17 protein-coding genes are annotated in these 16890 nt (G+C 71.1%); 4 read left to right on the top strand and 13 right to left on the bottom strand.

Annotation, left to right across the window (positions count from 1 at the left end):
- Window positions 1-2: 2 nt before the first annotated feature.
- Genes FFT10_RS09800 through FFT10_RS09775 form a run of 6 tightly spaced genes read right to left on the bottom strand, consistent with a single transcriptional unit; the run spans window position 3 to window position 6761 of the window.
- On the bottom strand, window positions 3-935 hold the full coding sequence (locus FFT10_RS09800) for a fumarylacetoacetate hydrolase family protein (protein WP_137732636.1): 933 nt from the start codon (window positions 933-935) through the stop codon (window positions 3-5).
- Window positions 932-1873, bottom strand: a complete 942-nt coding sequence (locus FFT10_RS09795) for a DODA-type extradiol aromatic ring-opening family dioxygenase (RefSeq protein ID WP_137732635.1) — start codon at window positions 1871-1873, stop codon at window positions 932-934. Before FFT10_RS09795 ends, FFT10_RS09800 begins: the two co-directional genes overlap by 4 nt.
- Before the next feature lie 14 nt (window positions 1874-1887).
- A complete protein-coding gene (locus FFT10_RS09790) occupies window positions 1888-3363 on the bottom strand; it encodes an aldehyde dehydrogenase family protein (protein ID WP_137732634.1) in 1476 nt (491 codons plus the stop codon).
- A gap of 1 nt (window position 3364) precedes the next feature.
- The gene (locus tag FFT10_RS09785) at window positions 3365-4351 is read right to left on the bottom strand and encodes a Bug family tripartite tricarboxylate transporter substrate binding protein (protein ID WP_137732633.1); all 987 of its coding nucleotides are present in this window, start codon (window positions 4349-4351) and stop codon (window positions 3365-3367) included.
- Window positions 4348-5784: an FAD-binding oxidoreductase gene (locus FFT10_RS09780; protein ID WP_137732632.1), complete on the bottom strand. Its 1437-nt coding sequence runs from the start codon at window positions 5782-5784 to the stop codon at window positions 4348-4350. Before FFT10_RS09780 ends, FFT10_RS09785 begins: the two co-directional genes overlap by 4 nt.
- Before the next feature lie 2 nt (window positions 5785-5786).
- Window positions 5787-6761, bottom strand: coding sequence for an MBL fold metallo-hydrolase (locus FFT10_RS09775; RefSeq protein ID WP_228027041.1), 975 nt, complete (start codon window positions 6759-6761; stop codon window positions 5787-5789).
- 128 nt (window positions 6762-6889) lie between these two features.
- Here FFT10_RS09775 and FFT10_RS09770 point away from each other — a divergent pair, with 128 nt between their 5' ends.
- Window positions 6890-7822, top strand: coding sequence for a LysR family transcriptional regulator (locus tag FFT10_RS09770; protein ID WP_137732631.1), 933 nt, complete (start codon window positions 6890-6892; stop codon window positions 7820-7822).
- Here FFT10_RS09770 and FFT10_RS09765 read toward each other — a convergent pair.
- Genes FFT10_RS09765 through FFT10_RS09745 form a run of 5 tightly spaced genes read right to left on the bottom strand, consistent with a single transcriptional unit; the run spans window position 7807 to window position 12108 of the window.
- Window positions 7807-8283 (bottom strand): DUF3237 domain-containing protein, encoded by a 477-nt coding sequence (locus tag FFT10_RS09765; RefSeq protein WP_137732630.1) that lies wholly within the window; start codon window positions 8281-8283, stop codon window positions 7807-7809. The two genes, FFT10_RS09770 and FFT10_RS09765, sit on opposite strands and share 16 nt — an antisense overlap.
- A gap of 7 nt (window positions 8284-8290) precedes the next feature.
- The gene (locus tag FFT10_RS09760; protein WP_137732629.1) at window positions 8291-9268 is read right to left on the bottom strand and encodes an alpha/beta hydrolase; all 978 of its coding nucleotides are present in this window, start codon (window positions 9266-9268) and stop codon (window positions 8291-8293) included.
- Complete coding sequence (locus tag FFT10_RS09755) at window positions 9265-10278, bottom strand: TRAP transporter substrate-binding protein (RefSeq protein WP_137732628.1); 1014 nt, start codon at window positions 10276-10278, stop codon at window positions 9265-9267. Before FFT10_RS09755 ends, FFT10_RS09760 begins: the two co-directional genes overlap by 4 nt.
- A 44-nt stretch (window positions 10279-10322) precedes the next feature.
- Window positions 10323-11606 (bottom strand): TRAP transporter large permease, encoded by a 1284-nt coding sequence (locus FFT10_RS09750; protein ID WP_137732627.1) that lies wholly within the window; start codon window positions 11604-11606, stop codon window positions 10323-10325.
- 1 nt (window position 11607) lies between these two features.
- Window positions 11608-12108, bottom strand: a complete 501-nt coding sequence (locus FFT10_RS09745; protein ID WP_137732626.1) for a TRAP transporter small permease — start codon at window positions 12106-12108, stop codon at window positions 11608-11610.
- A 122-nt stretch (window positions 12109-12230) separates the two neighbouring features.
- Here FFT10_RS09745 and FFT10_RS09740 point away from each other — a divergent pair, with 122 nt between their 5' ends.
- Window positions 12231-12968: a TetR family transcriptional regulator gene (locus FFT10_RS09740; protein WP_137732625.1), complete on the top strand. Its 738-nt coding sequence runs from the start codon at window positions 12231-12233 to the stop codon at window positions 12966-12968.
- Between the two features lie 18 nt (window positions 12969-12986).
- Here FFT10_RS09740 and FFT10_RS09735 read toward each other — a convergent pair whose 3' ends face one another.
- Complete coding sequence (locus FFT10_RS09735; RefSeq protein ID WP_137732624.1) at window positions 12987-14231, bottom strand: NAD(P)/FAD-dependent oxidoreductase; 1245 nt, start codon at window positions 14229-14231, stop codon at window positions 12987-12989.
- A gap of 25 nt (window positions 14232-14256) precedes the next feature.
- A complete protein-coding gene (locus FFT10_RS09730; RefSeq protein WP_137732623.1) occupies window positions 14257-14580 on the bottom strand; it encodes a 2Fe-2S iron-sulfur cluster-binding protein in 324 nt (107 codons plus the stop codon).
- A gap of 76 nt (window positions 14581-14656) precedes the next feature.
- Between FFT10_RS09730 and FFT10_RS09725 the strand changes: the two genes are divergently transcribed.
- Window positions 14657-15811: an NAD(P)/FAD-dependent oxidoreductase gene (locus FFT10_RS09725; RefSeq protein WP_137732622.1), complete on the top strand. Its 1155-nt coding sequence runs from the start codon at window positions 14657-14659 to the stop codon at window positions 15809-15811.
- 181 nt (window positions 15812-15992) lie between these two features.
- Window positions 15993-16757, top strand: coding sequence for a hypothetical protein (locus FFT10_RS09720; protein WP_137732621.1), 765 nt, complete (start codon window positions 15993-15995; stop codon window positions 16755-16757).
- The last annotated feature ends 133 nt before the right edge of the window (window positions 16758-16890 follow it).

The following is a 16890-nucleotide window of genomic DNA, read 5'->3' as shown; positions in this document are numbered from 1 at the left end:
GGTCAGCGCTGGCGCGTGCGGCGCAGGTTGTCCTTGAAGCGCTCGGGCACCCGCTCGTCGAAGCCCAGGGCGACGCGGCGCACCTCGGGCGTGTCGGTGGGGGCATGGCCCACGCCCAGGGCGGCCGCGCGGGGCGCGGGGATGGCCACCACCGTGCCACCGACGCGGCCGATGTTGGTGATCTCGCATTCGACGTGGTGCCCCGGGTCCACGCTGCGCGAGTGGCAGGGCGTGCCCATCAGGATCACGTCGCCCGGCACCAGGGTGATGTGGCGGGCGATGTCGGCAATCACGTAGTGCGGGCCCCAGATCGTCTCGTCGCCGATGTGCGCCTCCTGCACCACCAGGCCGTCGACATGGGTGCGCAGGGTCTGCTCAAACAGGTTCACACCGCGCACGATGCCCGGGCCGATCGGCAGCAGCGTGTCAGCACCCTTGACCCGCAGCATGCTGCCCTGGTCGGTGTCGCGGAAGTCCTGCAGGCCCATGTCCAGCGCGGGGCAGAAGCCGGCGATGTGGTCCCAGGCCTCGTCGGGCGTCACGTTGCGGCAGGTGCGGCCGATGACCACCGCGTACTCGCCCTCGTAGTTGAGGTACTGGCAGTCCGCCGGCTTCAGGATCTGGCCGCCATGCCCGTTCAGCGATGAGGGCGGCTTGGTGAAGTAGGTGGGTGTCTCGGTGGGCTTGGGCTTGTTGCGCGTCTCGATGCTGCGCGAGGTGTACGAGATGTGCACCGCGATGATCTTGCTGGGGCTCACCGGTGGCAGGTAGCTGGCGGATGCCGCGTCCACCTCCCGCCCGTCGTCCAGCACCAGGGTGGCCTCGTCGCGCATCGTGCCCCAGAAGGCGCTGCCGCCGACGAGCACGCGGCGCCGCTCGACACGCGGGCCGCGCATCACGGCGGGCAGTTCCTGCAGCGGGAATTCGAAATTCATGCGCCCACCTGCTGTGTGCTGAAGCCGAACTCGCTGGTGCCGGCGGCACCGCGCGTGCGCAGGTGGGGCTCGGTGTCGAACCAGATGTGGATGTTGCCGGTGCCGCGGGCGTTCTCGTAGGCCGACAGCGGCTCGCCGCGCGCGCTGCAGTCCGCACCGCCCATCGCGCCCACCATCTGCAGGTAGTGCGCGCCGAAGGCCTCCCAGGGTTTCCTGCGGTAGTCCTCGTCCCAGTGGGCCAGCACCTCGTCGTGCCGCCCCTGGCAGAAGCGCTCGATGGCCTGCTTGTCGCTGGCGATGTTCTCGGGGCGCGAGACATTGGTCTCGTGGAAGATGCGCGGATGGTTCGGCTTCCAGTCGATCGGATTGAACTTGTGGCTCAGCGCGCCCGAGGCCAGCAGCACCGCGCGCAGCCCGCTGCGGCGGATGGCCTCGCCGATGGCCGCGCCGGACGCGAGGAAGTGCTGCCAGTCGCAGTTCTGGCATGAGCTGACGGTGACCACCGGCAGGCCGGCCTGCTCCAGCCGCAGCTGCTTGACGAGGTTGATCGTGGCGTACTGCTTGCCCAGATCGGGATGGGCGATGACGCGGTTGTAGCCACCGCGCTCGCGCGAGACGGCTTCGATCAGCGTGGCCAGATCCGGGTGGCCGCGGTAGTCGTAGGGCACGCCGTGCAGGTACCAGGGCATCTCGTCGGAGATGTAGGTGCCGCTGTAGCGCTCGCCGCCATCGACCAGGTGGTAGCCGGTGGTGAACCAGTGCGAGTCGAAGATCACCACCACCTGCGGGCTGGCGTCGGCGATCTTCTGGCGCAGCCGGGCATAGCCGGCGATCAGGTCCGAGTCGGCGCCCGCGCCCTGCAGCACGCGGAACTCCTCGCACTGCATCAGCCCCGGGTGGTGCGACACCAGGGCCGCACCGGCAACTTTTCCGTTCATCAGTTCCATCCTTTTCAGCGGTGGCTGAAGCTGGGCGTGAAGGGCTTCTTCGGCACCACCACGTCCTTCACGTCGCAGAAGAATTCGAAGCTCCAGTCGCCGCCTTCGCGGCCGATGCCGCTGCGCTTGATGCCGCCGAAGGGCGCGGCCAGATCGCGGATGCCGAAGCTGTTGATCCAGATGAAGCCGGTGCGCACCCGGTCGGCCACTGCGGTGGCATGGGTGGTCTCGCCGTAGCACACGCCGCCCAGGCCGTAGTCGGTGCCGTTGGCCAGGGCCACGGCCTCGTCGTCGCCGGCAAAGGTCTGCAGCGTCAGCACCGGGCCGAACACCTCGTTCTGCACGATCTCGTCGCTCTGCTGCAGGCCGGTCAGCATGGTCGGCTGCACATACTGGGCGCCGAAGGGATGCGGCTTGCCGCCCCACAGCAGCTGCGCACCGCCGGCCACCGCGCGGTCGATGTAGCCCAGCACCCGCTCGACCTGGCGCGGATGGATGATCGGCCCGACCTCGGTGGACGGCTCGCGCGGATCGCCCACCTGCAGCCGCTCGACGGTGGCGCGCATCGCGGCCACGAAGCGGTCGCCCACGCGTTGGTGCACCAGGAAGCGGGTGCCGGCCAGGCACACCTGGCCGGCGTTGCGGTACATCAGCGCACCGGTGGCGGCGGCGGCGTCGATGTCGGCATCTTCCAGCACGATGAACGGGCTCTTGCCGCCCAGCTCCAGGCTGCAGGGCACCAGGTTGGCGCCGGCCGCCTGGGCAATGCGCTTGGCCGTGGGCACGCTGCCGGTGAACGAGACGCGCGCGATGCGCGGATCGGCCACCAGCTGCGCGCCGGTGGTGGCACCGGCGCCCTGCACCACGTTGAACACGCCCGGCGGCAGGCCGGCGGCATGGGCTGCATCGGCCAGCAGCGAGCAGGTCAGCGGCGCCCACTCCGGCGGCTTCAGGATGCAGGTGTTGCCCGCTGCCAGGGCCGGCCCCAGCTTCCAGGTGGACAGCATCAGCGGTGCGTTCCAGGGCGTGATGACCACCACCACGCCGGCCGGGTCATGCCGCACGCGGTGGTGCGCCTGCTCGGTGTCGATCGGGCGGTCCTGCAGGCCCAGCGCGTGGGCGGCAAACCAGCGGATGTTCTGCATCGCCCGCGGCACCACGCCGTGCTGCATGCGCGACAGCAGCACGCCGGCGTCGTTGCTCTCCAGCAGGCAGAAGGCCTCGGCACGGCGGCCGATCTCGTCGGCGAAGCGGTCGAGATAGGGCTGGCGTTCGGCCGCGGTCAGGGCCGCCCAGGCCGGGAAGGCGCGTTCGGCCGCGGCGATCGCCGCCTCCACATGGGCAGGCTCGCCTTCGGCCACCTCGCCCAGCAGGCGCTGGTCGATCGGGCTGTGCAGCGCGAAGCGGCTGGCCGATGCGACGCGCTGTCCATCGATGTAGTGGTCGGGCGAGACGGCGACGCCCGCCACCTGCAGGGGCTGCGATGCCATGTCAGGAGTCGGCGGTGAAGCCGATGGACTTGATCAGCGGTGCCCAGCGCTCGCTGTCCTTCTTCAGCAGCGCGGCCAGCTCCGTCGGCGTCGACGGCCGGGCCTCCAGGCCCATCTGCGCCAGCGCGTCCACCAGGTCCTGCGCCGCCAGGGCGCTGCGGATGGCGGTGGCCGCCCGGTTCAGCGCCTCGGCCGGCACCTTGGCGGGCATGAAGATGCCGAACCACTCGTCGAACACGATGTCCTTGAAGCCCTGCTCGGCATAGGTGGGCACCGCCGGCGCGAACTTGCTGCGTGCCGCGCCCGAGGTGGCCAGCAGCTGCACCTTGCCGCCCGGCAGGTGCTGCAGGAACTCGCCCACCGGGCCGGACACCGCAGCCACCGTGCCGCCGATCAGGTCGGTGATGGCCGGCTGCGTGCCGCGGTAGGGCACATGCTTCAAGTCGATGCCGGCGGCGCGGCCGAACAGCTCGGCCGTGAAATGCGGCACCGAGCCGGCGGCCGGGCTGCCGAAGTTGGCATCGCGCGGGTTGGCCTTGCACCAGGCAACGAACTCGGCCAGCGTCTTCACGCTGGCCGGCACCATCGGGCCGACGGCGAAGCCGAAGTCGAAGCGCACCGCCTGCGACACCGGCTGGAAATCGGCCACCGGGTCGTAGGGCAGCTTCTTGTAGGTGTGCGGGTAGATGCCCAGCATCGACATCGGCGTGACCAGCAGGGTCAGGCCGTCAGCGGGCGCGGTCTTCAGGGCCGACAGGGCGATCTGGCCGCCGGCGCCGGCACGGTTCTCCACCACCACCACCTTGGCCAGCGTGTCGCGCAGCTTGTCGGCCACCCGGCGAGCGGTGACATCCACCGTGCCACCGGGCGCGAAGCCGGCCAGGATGGTGGCGCGATCGGGCAGGCCCTGGGCGCGTGCCAGCGGCTGGGCCAGCGTGGTGGCCGCTGCAGCGGCGGACAGGATGAAGTGACGGCGTTGCATGCTCATGTCTCCGGAGCGTTGTTGGGGGGGATCGGGGTGCCGAGCAACTTGCCCGGGTTCATCAGGTTCAGCGGGTCCAGCGCCTGCTTGACGGCCTGCATCAGGCGCAGTTCGACGGCGGGCTTGTAGCGGGCCGATTCATCGCGCCGCAGCACGCCCAGGCCGTGCTCGGCGGAGATGGAGCCGCCCAGCGCATGCACCATGTCGTGCACCAGGCGGTTGACCGGCGCCTCCAGCGCGGTGAAGGCCTCGCGCGCCATGCCGGCGGCCGGTGGCGACAGGTTGTAGTGCAGGTTGCCGTCGCCCAGGTGGCCGAAGACCACCAGGCGCAGCGCCGGGTGGTGTTGCGCCAGGGCCGCATCGGTGCGTTCGATGAACTCGGGAATGCGCCCGATCGGCAGCGCGATGTCGTGCTTGATCGTCGGCCCTGCGGCGCCCTGCGCTTCGGAGATGTCCTCGCGCAGCGCCCACAGGCTGCGGAACTGGGCCAGGCTCGCCGACAGGGCGGCATCGCTGGCATGGCCGGCCTCGAGCGCGGCTTCCAGCACCGCTTCGATGGCCTCGGTGGCGGCCTGCTCGCCCTGGGCGCTGCTGACTTCCAGCAGCACGTACCAGGGCGATGGCCAGGCCAGCGGGCGGCGGGCGGCATCCACATGCTGCAGCACCAGCTGCAGGCAGGTCTCGCTGAGCATCTCGAACGCGGACAGCTCCGAGGCCAGGCGGGCCTGGGCCCCTGCCAGCAGCGCCAGCGCGGCCGCCGGCGACGGCACGGCCACGAAGGCTGCCACCTGGGCCGCCGGCAGCGGGAACAGCTTCAGCACCGCGGCCGTGACCACGCCCAGCGTGCCCTCGCTGCCGATGAACAGGTCGCGCAGGGCATAGCCGGTGTTGTCCTTGCGCAGCGGGCGCAGGCCGTCCCACAGCTCGCCCTCGGCCGTCACCACTTCCAGGCCCAGGCACAGGTCGCGGGCATTGCCGTAGCGCAGCACCTGCACGCCGCCGGCATTGGTGGCCAGGTTGCCGCCGATGGTGCAGGTGCCCTGCGCGGCCAGGCTCAGCGGGAACAGGCGGCCGGCCTCGCGGGCGGTGTCCTGCAGCTGCTGCAGCGTGACACCGGCTTCGGCAGTGATGGTCTGGCCGATGGGATCGAGCGCACGGATGCGCTGCAGCCTGGCGGTCGACAGCACCAGGCTGCGGCCATCGGCCGCCGGCGTGGCACCACCCGACAGACCGGTGTTGCCGCCCTGCGGCACCACGGCCACGCCTTGCGCCTTGCACCAGCGGACCACCGCGGCCACGCCGGCGGCGGTGTCGGGCTGCGCCACGGCGATGGCCCGGCCCGTCCACTTGCGGCGCCAGTCGGTCAGGTGCGGCGCCATGGCGTCGGTATCGGCCAGCAGGCGGCCGGCGAACGCGGCGCGCAGGTCGGCGAGGTCCATCGTCAGTTCTTCTTCGCGCGCTCGACCACCAGGCGCTGCGCGGCGCCGGCCTGCAGGGCGTCCAACTGCGCCCGGAAGCCGTTGGGGTCGACCAGCGGATGCGGCGCGCCCGGCGGCCGGCCCTGGATCAGCGCCTTGGCTTCGGTCAGGCCGTTGGAGAAGGCGTGGGTGGTCAGGTGGGTGGTGACCGGGTCCTTCGGGTCTTCGGTCAGTCTGCGGATGCGTTGCAGGCTGGCGATGAAGGCCTCGACCTGCTCGGGCCCCTTGATCGCATTGAGACCCAGGCCACCGACGGTGAAGGCCCGATACCGCTTGCCGCCGTCGAAGGCATCGAAGGCGAAGGAGCTGGTGCCCATGGTGTGGCCCGGTGTCTCGAAGGCCTGCAGCCGGATGCTGCCGACCTCCAGCACCTGCCCATCGGTCAGCACGATGTCCTTGTCCACCATGGACCAGCGGTCGGGCCGGCTGGCCGACTGGGCCGCGGACTCGGCGGCCTCGCGCCAGCCTTCGGCCGTCATCGCGAAGCGGGCGTTGGGCAGGGCCGCCTTCAGCGTGGCCGCGCCGCCAGCGTGGTCGAAGTGGCCATGGGTGATCACCACCTGCCGGATGTCCTGCGGATCGAAGCCCAGGCGGCGGATGTTGTCCAGCATCGGCGTGGTGTACGGGCCGTACAGGGTGTCGATCAGCACATGGCCCTGCGGCGAGGTGATCAGCCAGGCCGAGACCCAGCAGATGCCGACATAGTGGACGTTGTCGAAGGCCTTGTAGGGCTCGATCTTCTGCAGCGCAGCGGTCTGGAGGAAGCGGCCGAGGTCCGGCGGCATGCGGCCGGTGTCGCCGAACACCTTAAACAGCGCGGCGATCGGCGCCGATTCGCAGCGGGTGGTCAGCGGGTCTTGCGCAACGGCCTGGCCGGCGGCGGCGGCGAGGCAGGCTGCCAGCGCAGTGTGGCGGGCGATTCGGGCGGCAGTGGACAACGATGGTCTCCGGCGGGGCCCGTTCTGCGCGGGCCGTGTTGATGCGGGACAAAGTGTCAGCGCCCGGTGCCGCGGTTCACAACCAATGCTTGCTGGGCAGTTGTCAACGCCAGCTTGATAATGGACCCATGCCGCTGACCCGCTTCACCCTGCGCCAGATCGAGGCCTTCATCGCCGTGACCGAGGCGCACAGCTTCACCGTCGCCGCGTCCCGCCTGGGCCTCACGGCGCAGGCAGTGAGCCAGCTGGTGGCCGAGCTGGAGACCATCGTCGGCTTCCGCCTGTTCGACCGCACGACGCGCAAGGTGGCGCTGTCCAGCGCCGGGCGCGACTTCCTCGGACCGGCCGCCACCCTGCTGCGCCATGTGCGGGCGGCCGACAGCGCAGCCGACGATGTGCGCAACCGGGCGTCCGGGGTGGTGCGGGTCGGCGCTCCGCTGGTGCTGGCATCGGCGGTGCTGCCGATGGCCATGCGCGGCTACCAGAAGTCCAAGCCCAAGGTGGTGGTGCGCCTGCGCGACGTGCCGGTGGACCACCTCGTCGACCGGGTGGCCGACGGCGATGTGGACCTGGCCATCGGCCCGGACCGCCACACCGGCGATGCCGTGACCGCGCTGCCGCTGTTCGACAGTGCCTGGGTGCTGTGGTGCGCGCCCGGCCATCCGCTGGCCAGGCGGCGGCGTGCACTGCGCTGGGCCGAGCTGGCCGGTGTGCCCATCGTCTCAGCCGGCCGCGACCACGAGTTCAACGTGGCCCAGATGCACCAGGACCTGCCCGCCGGCACGCGGGTGACACCGGTGGACGTGGTCGACAACATCTCGACGGCCATCGGCATCGCGGCGCAGGGCCTGGCCGTGACCCTGGCGCCGGCCTATGTCGGCGTGCTGGCCAGGCCAGCCGGCCTGATCATGAAGCGCGTGGTGGATCCCGAGTCGATGCGCAAGGTCTGCCTCTACATGCCGGCGGTACGGGCCCTGTCGCCCGCGGCGGAGGGCTTCGCGGCGTTCCTCGGGCCCTGGATCACGCGGTGGTCGGCCACCGCGGCTCAGGTCACCAGGTAGACGGCGATGCGCACATGGCCCGGCCCGGGCCGCGCGCTGCCGACGAAGCAGCGATTGCGCAGCCAGGCATGCGGGCCGTCGGGGGCGTCGAACACCGGCGCGGTGCGGAAGTAGTACTCCGACGGGTGCACCGGCTCGCGGGCCAGCAGCCGCGCCAGCACCGCCGGCTCTGCATGGCGCAGGCCCAGGTTGCGCAGGTACACCGGCGTGCCGTCGTCCAGCTGCACGGTGTAGTGGGCGTTGATCTCGGCCGTGCCGTCGGGACGCTGCCACAGCCAGTCGCTGCCGCCGGGCAGGATGCGGCCGTTGAGCAGCGGCCCGCGCAGCCAGCCGCCGGTGATGACGATGTGCTTGCGCTCGCCGTTCGTCCCCGGGCCGGAGGTCAGCGGGGCGTTGACCTCGGCATGGATGTCGAACGCGTGCTGCAGGCCGGGGATGCTGGGATCGGGAAGGTCGGTCATGGCGCCATCATGCCCCGGCAGGCACCGCGGCTGCCAGCCGGGCGGCCAGCCAGTCCAGGCAGGTGTCCTGCGCCTGCCGGGCCGCCGCCGACCAGGGCACGGCCCGCATGTAGCCGTGCACCAGGCCGGCGCCCGGGTGCAGCTGCACCGGCACGCCGGCAGCGCGCAGCACCTCGGCATAGGCCACGCCGTCGTCGCGCAGCGGGTCGAACTGCGCCACGGCGACCATCGCCGGCGCCAGCCCGGCATGGCTGGCGGCCAGCAGCGGCGCGGCCAGCGGGTGTTGCCGGTCTTCGGGCCGGCGGCAGTACAGGCTGTCGACGAAGTCCATCGCCTTGACCAGCACCACCGGGCCGTCGGCGTTCTCGCGGTAGCTGGGGCGGTTGCGGTCGAAGGCCAGCGCGGGGTAGACCAGCACCTGGCCGGCCACCGGCACGCGGGCATCGCGCAGCACCAGGGCCAGGGCAGCGGCCAGGTTGGCGCCGGCGCTGTCGCCCCACAGCGCCAGGCGCATGGCATCCAGCCCCAGCGTGGCGGCGTGGTCGTGCACCCACAGCGCGACGGATCGGCACTGCTCGATGGCGGTGGGAAACGGGTGCTCGGGCGTGAGCCCGTAGGCGATGCTCAGCACGGTGGCGCGGGTGCGGCTGGCCACGGCCACCGCGTTGTCCCAGTGGGTCTCGGGGCTGCCTTCCATCCAGGCACCACCGTGCAGCATCAGCACGGCCGGCGTGGGGCCGTCGGCCTGCGGTCGGAACACCCGCAGCCGCACGAACTGCGTGCCATGCGGCGCATACAGCTCGCTGACCGTGATGTCGGCCGGCGTGGGCTGGCGCTGCTGGCGCGCCAGGGTCTCGAACAGGTGGCGCCGTTCGGCATGGCCGGCGCCGGGCGGCAGCGCGGCCCAGGCCTGCTCCCACAGCGCCAGCCAGTCGCGCACGCCGGCATCGATGCCGGGGTGCAGCGCGGGGGCGGTGGAACTCACTTGCGCACCGTGGCGATGGCGGCGCGCACCTGCTGCACCAGGGCGGGGTCGAAGCTGGCCAGGTGCTTGTCGATCACCGGCTGGGCCAGCTTCTCCAGGTCGGCCCGGGCGGCGGGGCTCAGCGGGGTGATGGTCAGCTTCTCGCCGATGCGCTTGTTCAGCATCACGTCCTCCTCGGCGAAGGCCTTGCGCCACTGCGCGCCGGAGGTGGCACCGGCCTCGCGCAGCACCTTGCGCTCGTCCTCGTTCAGCCTGGCCCACACCGGGCCGCTGAACATCACCACGCCCACGTAGGCGCCATGCTGGGTGGGCGTGAAGTGCTTCTGCACCTCCATCAGCTTGGCGAACACCGTCACGCCGTTGGCGTTCTCCTGGCCGTCCACCGTGCCGCCTTCCAGCGCCGAGTACAGCTCGGGGAAGGGGATGGCCACCGGGTTGGCGCCCAGCGCCTTCCAGAAGTCGATGAACACCGTGTTCTGCAGCGTGCGGATCTTCAGGCCCTTGATGTCGGCCGCGCTGGCCACCGGCCGGCTGCGGTTGGTGAGGTTGCGCCACACGCCCGAGTGGGTGTTGAGCAGGATGAAGCCGTTCTTCTCGCCGATGGCGGCGAAGCGCTTGCCCGGCTCGCCGTCGGCCACCGCATACACCTCGTCGAAGCTGCGGAACAGGAACGGGATGTCGTAGAGGTTGAAGGCCGGGTCGATGCTGCCCAGCAGGCTGGTGGTGCCGATCTGCGCCTCGATGGCGCCGGCGCGCAGGCCGCTGAGCACCTGCAGGTCCGGCCCCAGCTGCGAGCCAGGGAACAGGGTGACCTTCATCTTGCCGCCCGACAGGCGCTCGACCTCGCTCTTGAAGAAGGCGGCGCTGCGGCTCTGGGCGTTGTCGCCGGCGATGGCGAAGCTGAGCTTGAAGGTGTGGTCGCGCACCTGGGCGTGCGCCGTGGTGGCGGCCAGGCCGGCGGCCAGCAGGGTGGCGGTGGCCAGGGTATGGCGGAGCAGGGTCTTCAGCATGGTGGCGGCACTCCTTGTGCGGCGTGGGGAGGAGGGAGAGGCGGTCAGCGGCGTGACAGCCAGGCGGCGGGCTCGGTCACCAGCGCCGGGAAGGCGACCATCAGCCCCAGCACCGCCACCAGGGCGATGACGAAGGGCGTGACGCCGCGGTTCACGGTGGACATCGGCAGCTTGCCGGCGCTGGCCACCACGGCCAGCACCGAGCCCACTGGCGGCGTGATCAGGCCGATCACGCCGCTGATGACGAAGACGATCCCGAAGTACACCGGGTCGATGCCGGCCTGCTTGACGACGGGCATCACCAGCGGCGTCAGCATCAGCAGGATCGGGCCCATTTCCAGCGCCGTGCCCAGCACCAGCACCAGGGCGCAGATGGCGCCGACCAGCAGGCGCGGGTCATCGAGCAGCGGCTCGACCAGGCCGACGATCTGCGCGGCCATGCCCGAGACGGTGATCATCCAGCTGGCCAGCATGGCGCAGGCCACGATCAGCATCACGCCGGCGGAATTCATCATCGCGGCCAGCAGCAGCTGGGGCAGGCGGGCCAGCGGCAGCTCGCGGTAGACCACGCCGGCGACGAACAGCGCATAGACCGCCGACACCACCGCCGCCTCGGTGGTGGTGACGATGCCGAACTTCAGCCCGAAGATGATGATGAATGGCAGGCCCAGCGCCCAGCCGGCGGCACGCAGCCGGCGCAGCACCTCGGTGGCCGGCGTGCGCGGCCGCGGGTTGCGCGGTGCCTTGCGCATCAGCCAGGCCCAGGTGATGGCCAGCGCGGTGGCCATCAGGATGCCTGGGAACACACCCGCCAGGAACAGCTTGGCCACCGAGGTGTTGGACAGGATGCCGTAGAAGATCAGCGCCAGGCTGGGCGGGATCACCGGGCCGATCAGGCCGGCACTGGCCACCAGGCCGGCCGAATGCCGCTGGTCGTAGCCTTCGGCCTTCATCATCGGCAGCAGGAAGGCGGCCATCACCGCCGCATCGGCCACCGCCGAGCCCGACAGCGCGGCCAGCACCACGCCCACCAGGATCACCACATAACCCAGGCCGCCGTGGAAGTGGCCCACCAGGCCGGCGGCCAGGTCGACGATGCGGCGCGACAGCCCACCGGCGTTCATCACCTCGCCGGCCAGCAGGAAGAACGGGATGGCCAGCAGCGCATAGTTGTCGTTGCCGTTGATCACCGTCATCGCCAGGATCTGCGGATCGGCCATGCCCTGCCAGAACATCAGCGCGATGCCGCTGACCAGCAGCGAGAACGCGATGGGCATGCCCATCGCCAGCGTGAGCAGCAGGGTGCCGATGAAGACCAGCATCACCATGTCAGGCGTCTCCCTCGAGCTGCCACTGGGGGCGGCCGCTGCTGCGCAGCAGTTGCAGCATCTGCCAGGCGATCACCGGCACCGCATGGGCGGCGAAGAACAGGCCGGCGCCGTACAGCGCGATGCCGGTGGGCCAGCCGGTGATGGCGCCGGCCATGTTCATGTTCAGCAGCACCTGGCGCCAGGCGCCGACCAGGAAGAAGCCGCTGGCGCCCAGGCTCAGCGCCTGCGCCAGCAGCAGCACCGCCTTGGCCAGCGGCGCCGGCAGCGGCTGCAGCAGTCCCAGCACCGCCATGTGGCGGCGCTCGATCAGCATCACCGTGGCGCCAATGAACCCGCCCCACACCAGCGCCCAGCGCGACAGCTCCTCCGTGACCGCGATGCCGGAGTCGAACCCATAGCGCAGCACGAAGTTGGTGAAGACCATGCCGACCATGGCGATGGCCAGCAGCACCAGCACGCCCTTGAGCAGGCGCAGGTAGGCATGGGCGAGCGGGTGCACGTGTCTCCTTCGGTGCGCGCCGGACCGGTGTTGCCTTGGCTGACGCTGTTTTTGTACCGGGGTGAACAATTACATGCAGACCCGGTCTTGTCAAGACGGGGTTGTCTCCCGACACTGCCGCCATGCCTGCCGAGACAGCCGAGAAGAACACGCCCACCCAGACCGCCGCCACCGACCGCCTGCCGCGGCAGCAGGCCCCCGGCCGCCGCCGCCTGCAAGGCGCGATGAACGCCGAGGCGGTGACCGAAGCCACCCGCGACGACATCCTGCAGGCCGCCACCGCCGAGTTCGCCCGCAGCGGCTACGAGGCCGCCAGCATCGCGGCCATCGCGGCGCAGACGCGCAGCAGCAAGCGCATGCTGTACTACCACTTCGGTGGCAAGCAGCAGCTGTATGTGGCGGTGCTGGAGGCGGCCTATGCCCGGGTGCGCCGCATCGATCCGCCCGACGGCCTGGCCGGCGTGGCGCCGATGGACGCGCTGCGCCAGTACGCGCAGGACGCCTTCGACAACTTCATGCAGCACCAGGACTTCGTGCGCCTGGTGCTGTTCGAGAACCTGGCCGGCGCCCAGGTGGCGCGGCAGTCCAAGGCCATCGCGGCGATCAGCGCCGACAATCTGCGCTCGCTGGAGACCATCGTGCAGGCCGGCCGCCAGGCCGGCGTGATGCGGCGCGACTTCCGCGTGCTCGACCTGTTCCTCACCGTGGTGGGCATGAGCTTCCATGCGGTGTCCAACCGCAGCTCGGTGCAGGCGGCGCTGGGTGTCGACATGCTGGGCGACACCGAGGCCGGCCTGCGCCGGCAGCTGGTGGTGGACCTGGTCTGCCGCTATGCCGCGGCCGCGCCCAAGGCGCGTTAGAGCCGCGTCAGAGGCACGTCAGGCCAGCAGGCTCTTCAGCGCCACGGCCGGGTCGCAGGCCACCGCCGGCGGCGGGTTGCGGCCGGCCTCCATCAGCTTGCGCGACATCACATGGTCCATCGGCGCGTTGACCGATTCCGCGCACAGCAGCCGCTCGCCCAGGTAGTGCAGGATGGAGAAGCTGCCCTCGGCCGGGCCGGGGCGGCGGTGGCGCTGCACGCCGGGTGCGTCGGGCGCCGGCATCAGGCCGGTCATCTGCAGGCGCAGCGCGCCCTGCTCGCTCCAGAACCAGGGCAGGGCGCCGTAGACCGGGCTCTGGCCCTGCAGCGTCAGCGCGGCGGCGCGGGCCTGGTCGGTCGCGTTCTGCACCGATTCCAGCCGCAGCAGACCACCTGCCGGCGCCCAATGGGTGCTGACCGGAAAGCGCGCCACGTCGCCGATGGCCAGGATGGCCGGGTCGCTGGTGCGCAGCGACGCATCGACGACGATGCCGTTGTCGCAGTGCAGGCCAGCGGCGCGCGCCAGCGTGTCCTCGGGCTCGGCGCCGATGCCCAGCAGCAGCAGGTCGACCGGCAGGCGCTGGCCGTCCACGGTCATGGCCTGCAGGCGCTGGCCGTCGTGTTCGAAGGCGCCCAGCTGCGCGCCCAGGTCGACGGTGATGCCGCTGGCGCGGTGCACCGCCAGCACATGGGCGGCCAGCTCGGCCGACACGCTGCGGCCCAGCAGCCGCGGCGCCACCTCCACCACCCGCACGACCAGCCCCTGGGCGCGGGCGGTGGCCGCCACCTCCAGGCCGATGAAGCCACCGCCCAGCACGGTGAGTGAGGTCGCGCCGGCCAGCAGGCCGCGCAGGCGCTCGGCATCCCCCGCGTCGCGCAGCACCGCCACGTTGGCCAGGCCTCCAGCCGGGGTCTGCAGCTGCGGCAGGCGACGCGCCCGCGTGCCGGTGGCCAGCACCAGCTGGCCGTAGGGCAGCACCGCGCCCGAGCGCAGCGTGAGGGTGCGGGCCGCGCGGTCGATGGACACGGCCGGATCACCGCTGTGCACCGTGATGCCGGCCTGGGCATACCAGGCCTCGCCTCGGTGGCCTTGCAGCGCTTCGGCCGGGTTCTTCAGGTAGGCCTTGGACAGCGGCGGGCGCTGGTAGGGCAGGTGCGGCTCGCCGCAAACCAGGTGCACCTGGGCACCCAGGCCGGCCTCGGCCAGGGCTGCGCACAGGGGGGCTGCGGCATGGCCGCCGCCGACGATGACGATGGAGTTCATGGGCGGGATTGTCAGCGAGCCGGGATCACACCTGGCGCTCGGGCAGGTGCACCACCAGACCCTGCAGCGCCGGTGTCAGGTGGACCTGGCAGGCCAGGCGGCTGGTCGGGCCGGCCGGCACGGCGGTGGTTTCCAGCACCATGCGCTCGACCGGCTCGGGCGCGGGCAGGCGGTCGGCCCAGGCCGGATCGACGATGACATGGCAGGTGCCGCAGCTGGCCGAGCCGCCGCAGTCGGCCAGGATGCCGGCCACGCCGAAGCCGGTGGCCGCGGCCATCAGACTGACGCCGTCGGGCGCCTCGAAGCCGGTCTCGGTGCCGTCGGCGGCGATGAAGGTGATGTCGGGCATGGGGGCAGGGCAGGGGGCTGCGGAGGGTTGGCCGGGCCGCCATCATGCCGGGTCCGCGCACGGCGAGAATCCGGCGATGGAACTTCTGGACGTCGACACCGTGATCGTGGGCGCCGGCATCGCCGGTGCCTCCCTCGCCTGGCAGCTGGCGCAGCAGGCGGATCCCACCCGGGTGCTGCTGCTGGAGCGCGAAAGCCAGCCCGGCATGCACAGCACCGGCCGCTCGGCGGCGATGTGGATGCCCAGCTACGGCCCGCCAGCGGTGCGCGCGCTGACCCGCGCGGCCGGTGCCTTCTATGCCGCGCCGCCGCCCGGCTTCACCGACGTGCCGCTGCTGCCGCCACGCGGCGTGCTGTACGTGGCGGCGCCGGGCCAGGAAGCCGCCCTGGACGACCTGGAACGCGAGCTCACGCCTTGCTGCGCCGGCCTGCTGCGGCTGGATGCGGCCGCCACGCTGGCCCGCGCACCCTGGCTGCGTGCCGACCAGCTGATCGGCAGCCTGTGGGATCCGGAGTCGACCGACATCGACGTGCATGCGCTGCACCAGGGCTACCTGCGCGGCTTCCGGCGGACCGGTGGCCAACTGCGCTGCGATGCCGAGCTGGTGGCCGCACAACGCGACGGCCACCGCTGGCAGCTGCAGCTGGCCGATGGCACGCGCATCAACGCAGCCGTGCTGGTGAATGCCGCCGGCGCCTGGGGCGATGTGCTGGCCGCACGCTGCGGTGCCGCGCCGGTGGGCCTGGTGCCGCGCCGGCGCAGCGCCTTCACTTTCCGCGGCCCCGCGGGCGCCGACACCCGCGCCTGGCCCCTGGTGGCCTCGGTCGACGCCGAGGGTGAGGGCTGGTATGTCAAGCCCGATGCCGGCCAGCTGCTGGGTTCACCCGCCAACGCCGACGATACGGTGCCGCAGGACGTGCGGCCCGAGGAGCTGGACATCGCGCTGGCCGTGCACCGCATCGAGACGGCCACCACGCTCACCGTGGGCCGGCCCACCGCCACCTGGGCGGGGCTACGCAGCTTCGTGCCCGACGGCGAGCTGGTGATCGGCTTCGACGATGCATGCCCCGGCTTCTTCTGGCTGGTGGGGCAGGGCGGCTACGGCATCCAGAGCGCGGCCGGTGCGGCAGCCCTGGCCGCGGCGTTGCTCAGCGGGGCACCGCTGCCGGCGGGACTGGTGGACGAGGGCGTGGATCCGGCGGCGCTGGCGGTGCAGCGGCTGCGCGGCTGAGATGGTGGCATCGATGAATTCCCCCTGCTGCGCAGCCACCGGACAACGCATTTCTCCGGGTTCGAGTGTCGTGGTGATGCCCATGGTCGCAGGTGCCCCGGCCAGGTTGGCCACGAGCCTGCAGCTGCATGTGGACGGCGCCCACGACAAAGGCCTGTTGTGCCCCTTCGGTTTGCCTGTCATGGGCACCCTGACCGCCGCAGCGCAACTGCAAACGGAAGAAGACAGCGTTGGGCGCGCCTGCCTTCTCCAGTCGCTCAGGCAGCTCAGCCAGTTGGATTGCCTGCGCAGCCGCAATGGCGGGCGCAGCGTTCGATTGGTTGACCCAGGCGCCGAGATGCTGGATCACCTCATGGCGGAGGGATTGGAGATCAAGGTCCGGCCGGAGCAGACGGCAAAGAGTGACACCAGCGACTGGACTGCCACAGCCCGATTTCCAAGCGGTCCAATCCGTCGGTTGGCTGCGCCTGAACCATTCAAGTTGGTGCCTCTCTTCATTCTTCGCGAAGAATTTGAAGGCATGTGCCGCAACATTGGGGAGCGGCCTTTGGGCGAATTCCAAGATTCCCTGGCGCAGGGTCTGAAGAGTTCGGACAAGACATTGCGCCATGCGCTGGTCGACGCCACGAAAACGACTGCAGATCAACGCGCAAAGGCCCGCAGCTTCGAAGCCACCGTTGGCCGGGACACCGACCGAGGGCGTTTCAGCAGGGAGAAGCGGGACGCCTTGATCCAGACCTACGCGCTGTCGCTTGTCAGCGCTGCGCGGGATCTTTCCCAAACCCGGTATGCGCTGCACGCTGAGGGGCCACTTGCCGCCTTGGCAGATGCAGCCGTGTGGGACGGCGAAGACGCGAGAGATGCCTGGGTTTCTGGCGAACTCTGCTACCAGGCGCTCAAGAGATGGAGTGGTGCGCAGCCCGTTGTTCATTCAAGTCCTCCTTGACGCGAAGGCGTGGTCAGCGTCACTGCCGATTTGCACCGCACCGTCATGCTGCCGGCCGCCGGACTCGGACTGGCGCCATCGCCGTTGAATCGGTCGGTGCATGCGTCGCCGGTCTCGCGTCGTCCGGTTCGGG

Source organism: Pseudaquabacterium pictum (genome assembly GCF_005403045.1).
GTDB classification, from domain to species: Bacteria; Pseudomonadota; Gammaproteobacteria; order Burkholderiales; family Burkholderiaceae_C; genus Pseudaquabacterium; species Pseudaquabacterium pictum.
Note: the sequence above shows the minus strand (reverse complement) of the source record. Positions and strands in the feature narration are given on the sequence as shown.

Excerpts from the sequence above, each read along its gene's own strand:
- FFT10_RS09750 (WP_137732627.1), bottom strand. The coding sequence starts at position 11,606 with ATGGTGATGCTGGTCTTCATCGGCACCCTGCTGCTCACGCTGGCGATG.
- FFT10_RS09740 (WP_137732625.1), top strand. The coding sequence starts at position 12,231 with ATGCCTGCCGAGACAGCCGAGAAGAACACGCCCACCCAGACCGCCGCC.
- FFT10_RS09725 (WP_137732622.1), top strand. The coding sequence starts at position 14,657 with ATGGAACTTCTGGACGTCGACACCGTGATCGTGGGCGCCGGCATCGCC.
- FFT10_RS09735 (WP_137732624.1), bottom strand. The coding sequence starts at position 14,231 with ATGAACTCCATCGTCATCGTCGGCGGCGGCCATGCCGCAGCCCCCCTG.
- FFT10_RS09790 (WP_137732634.1), bottom strand. The coding sequence starts at position 3,363 with ATGGCATCGCAGCCCCTGCAGGTGGCGGGCGTCGCCGTCTCGCCCGAC.
- FFT10_RS09785 (WP_137732633.1), bottom strand. The coding sequence starts at position 4,351 with ATGAGCATGCAACGCCGTCACTTCATCCTGTCCGCCGCTGCAGCGGCC.
- FFT10_RS09765 (WP_137732630.1), bottom strand. The coding sequence starts at position 8,283 with ATGACCGACCTTCCCGATCCCAGCATCCCCGGCCTGCAGCACGCGTTC.
- FFT10_RS09795 (WP_137732635.1), bottom strand. The coding sequence starts at position 1,873 with ATGAACGGAAAAGTTGCCGGTGCGGCCCTGGTGTCGCACCACCCGGGG.
- FFT10_RS09770 (WP_137732631.1), top strand. The coding sequence starts at position 6,890 with ATGCCGCTGACCCGCTTCACCCTGCGCCAGATCGAGGCCTTCATCGCC.
- FFT10_RS09780 (WP_137732632.1), bottom strand. The coding sequence starts at position 5,784 with ATGGACCTCGCCGACCTGCGCGCCGCGTTCGCCGGCCGCCTGCTGGCC.
- FFT10_RS09800 (WP_137732636.1), bottom strand. The coding sequence starts at position 935 with ATGAATTTCGAATTCCCGCTGCAGGAACTGCCCGCCGTGATGCGCGGC.
- FFT10_RS09730 (WP_137732623.1), bottom strand. The coding sequence starts at position 14,580 with ATGCCCGACATCACCTTCATCGCCGCCGACGGCACCGAGACCGGCTTC.
- FFT10_RS09720 (WP_137732621.1), top strand. The coding sequence starts at position 15,993 with ATGGGCACCCTGACCGCCGCAGCGCAACTGCAAACGGAAGAAGACAGC.
- FFT10_RS09755 (WP_137732628.1), bottom strand. The coding sequence starts at position 10,278 with ATGCTGAAGACCCTGCTCCGCCATACCCTGGCCACCGCCACCCTGCTG.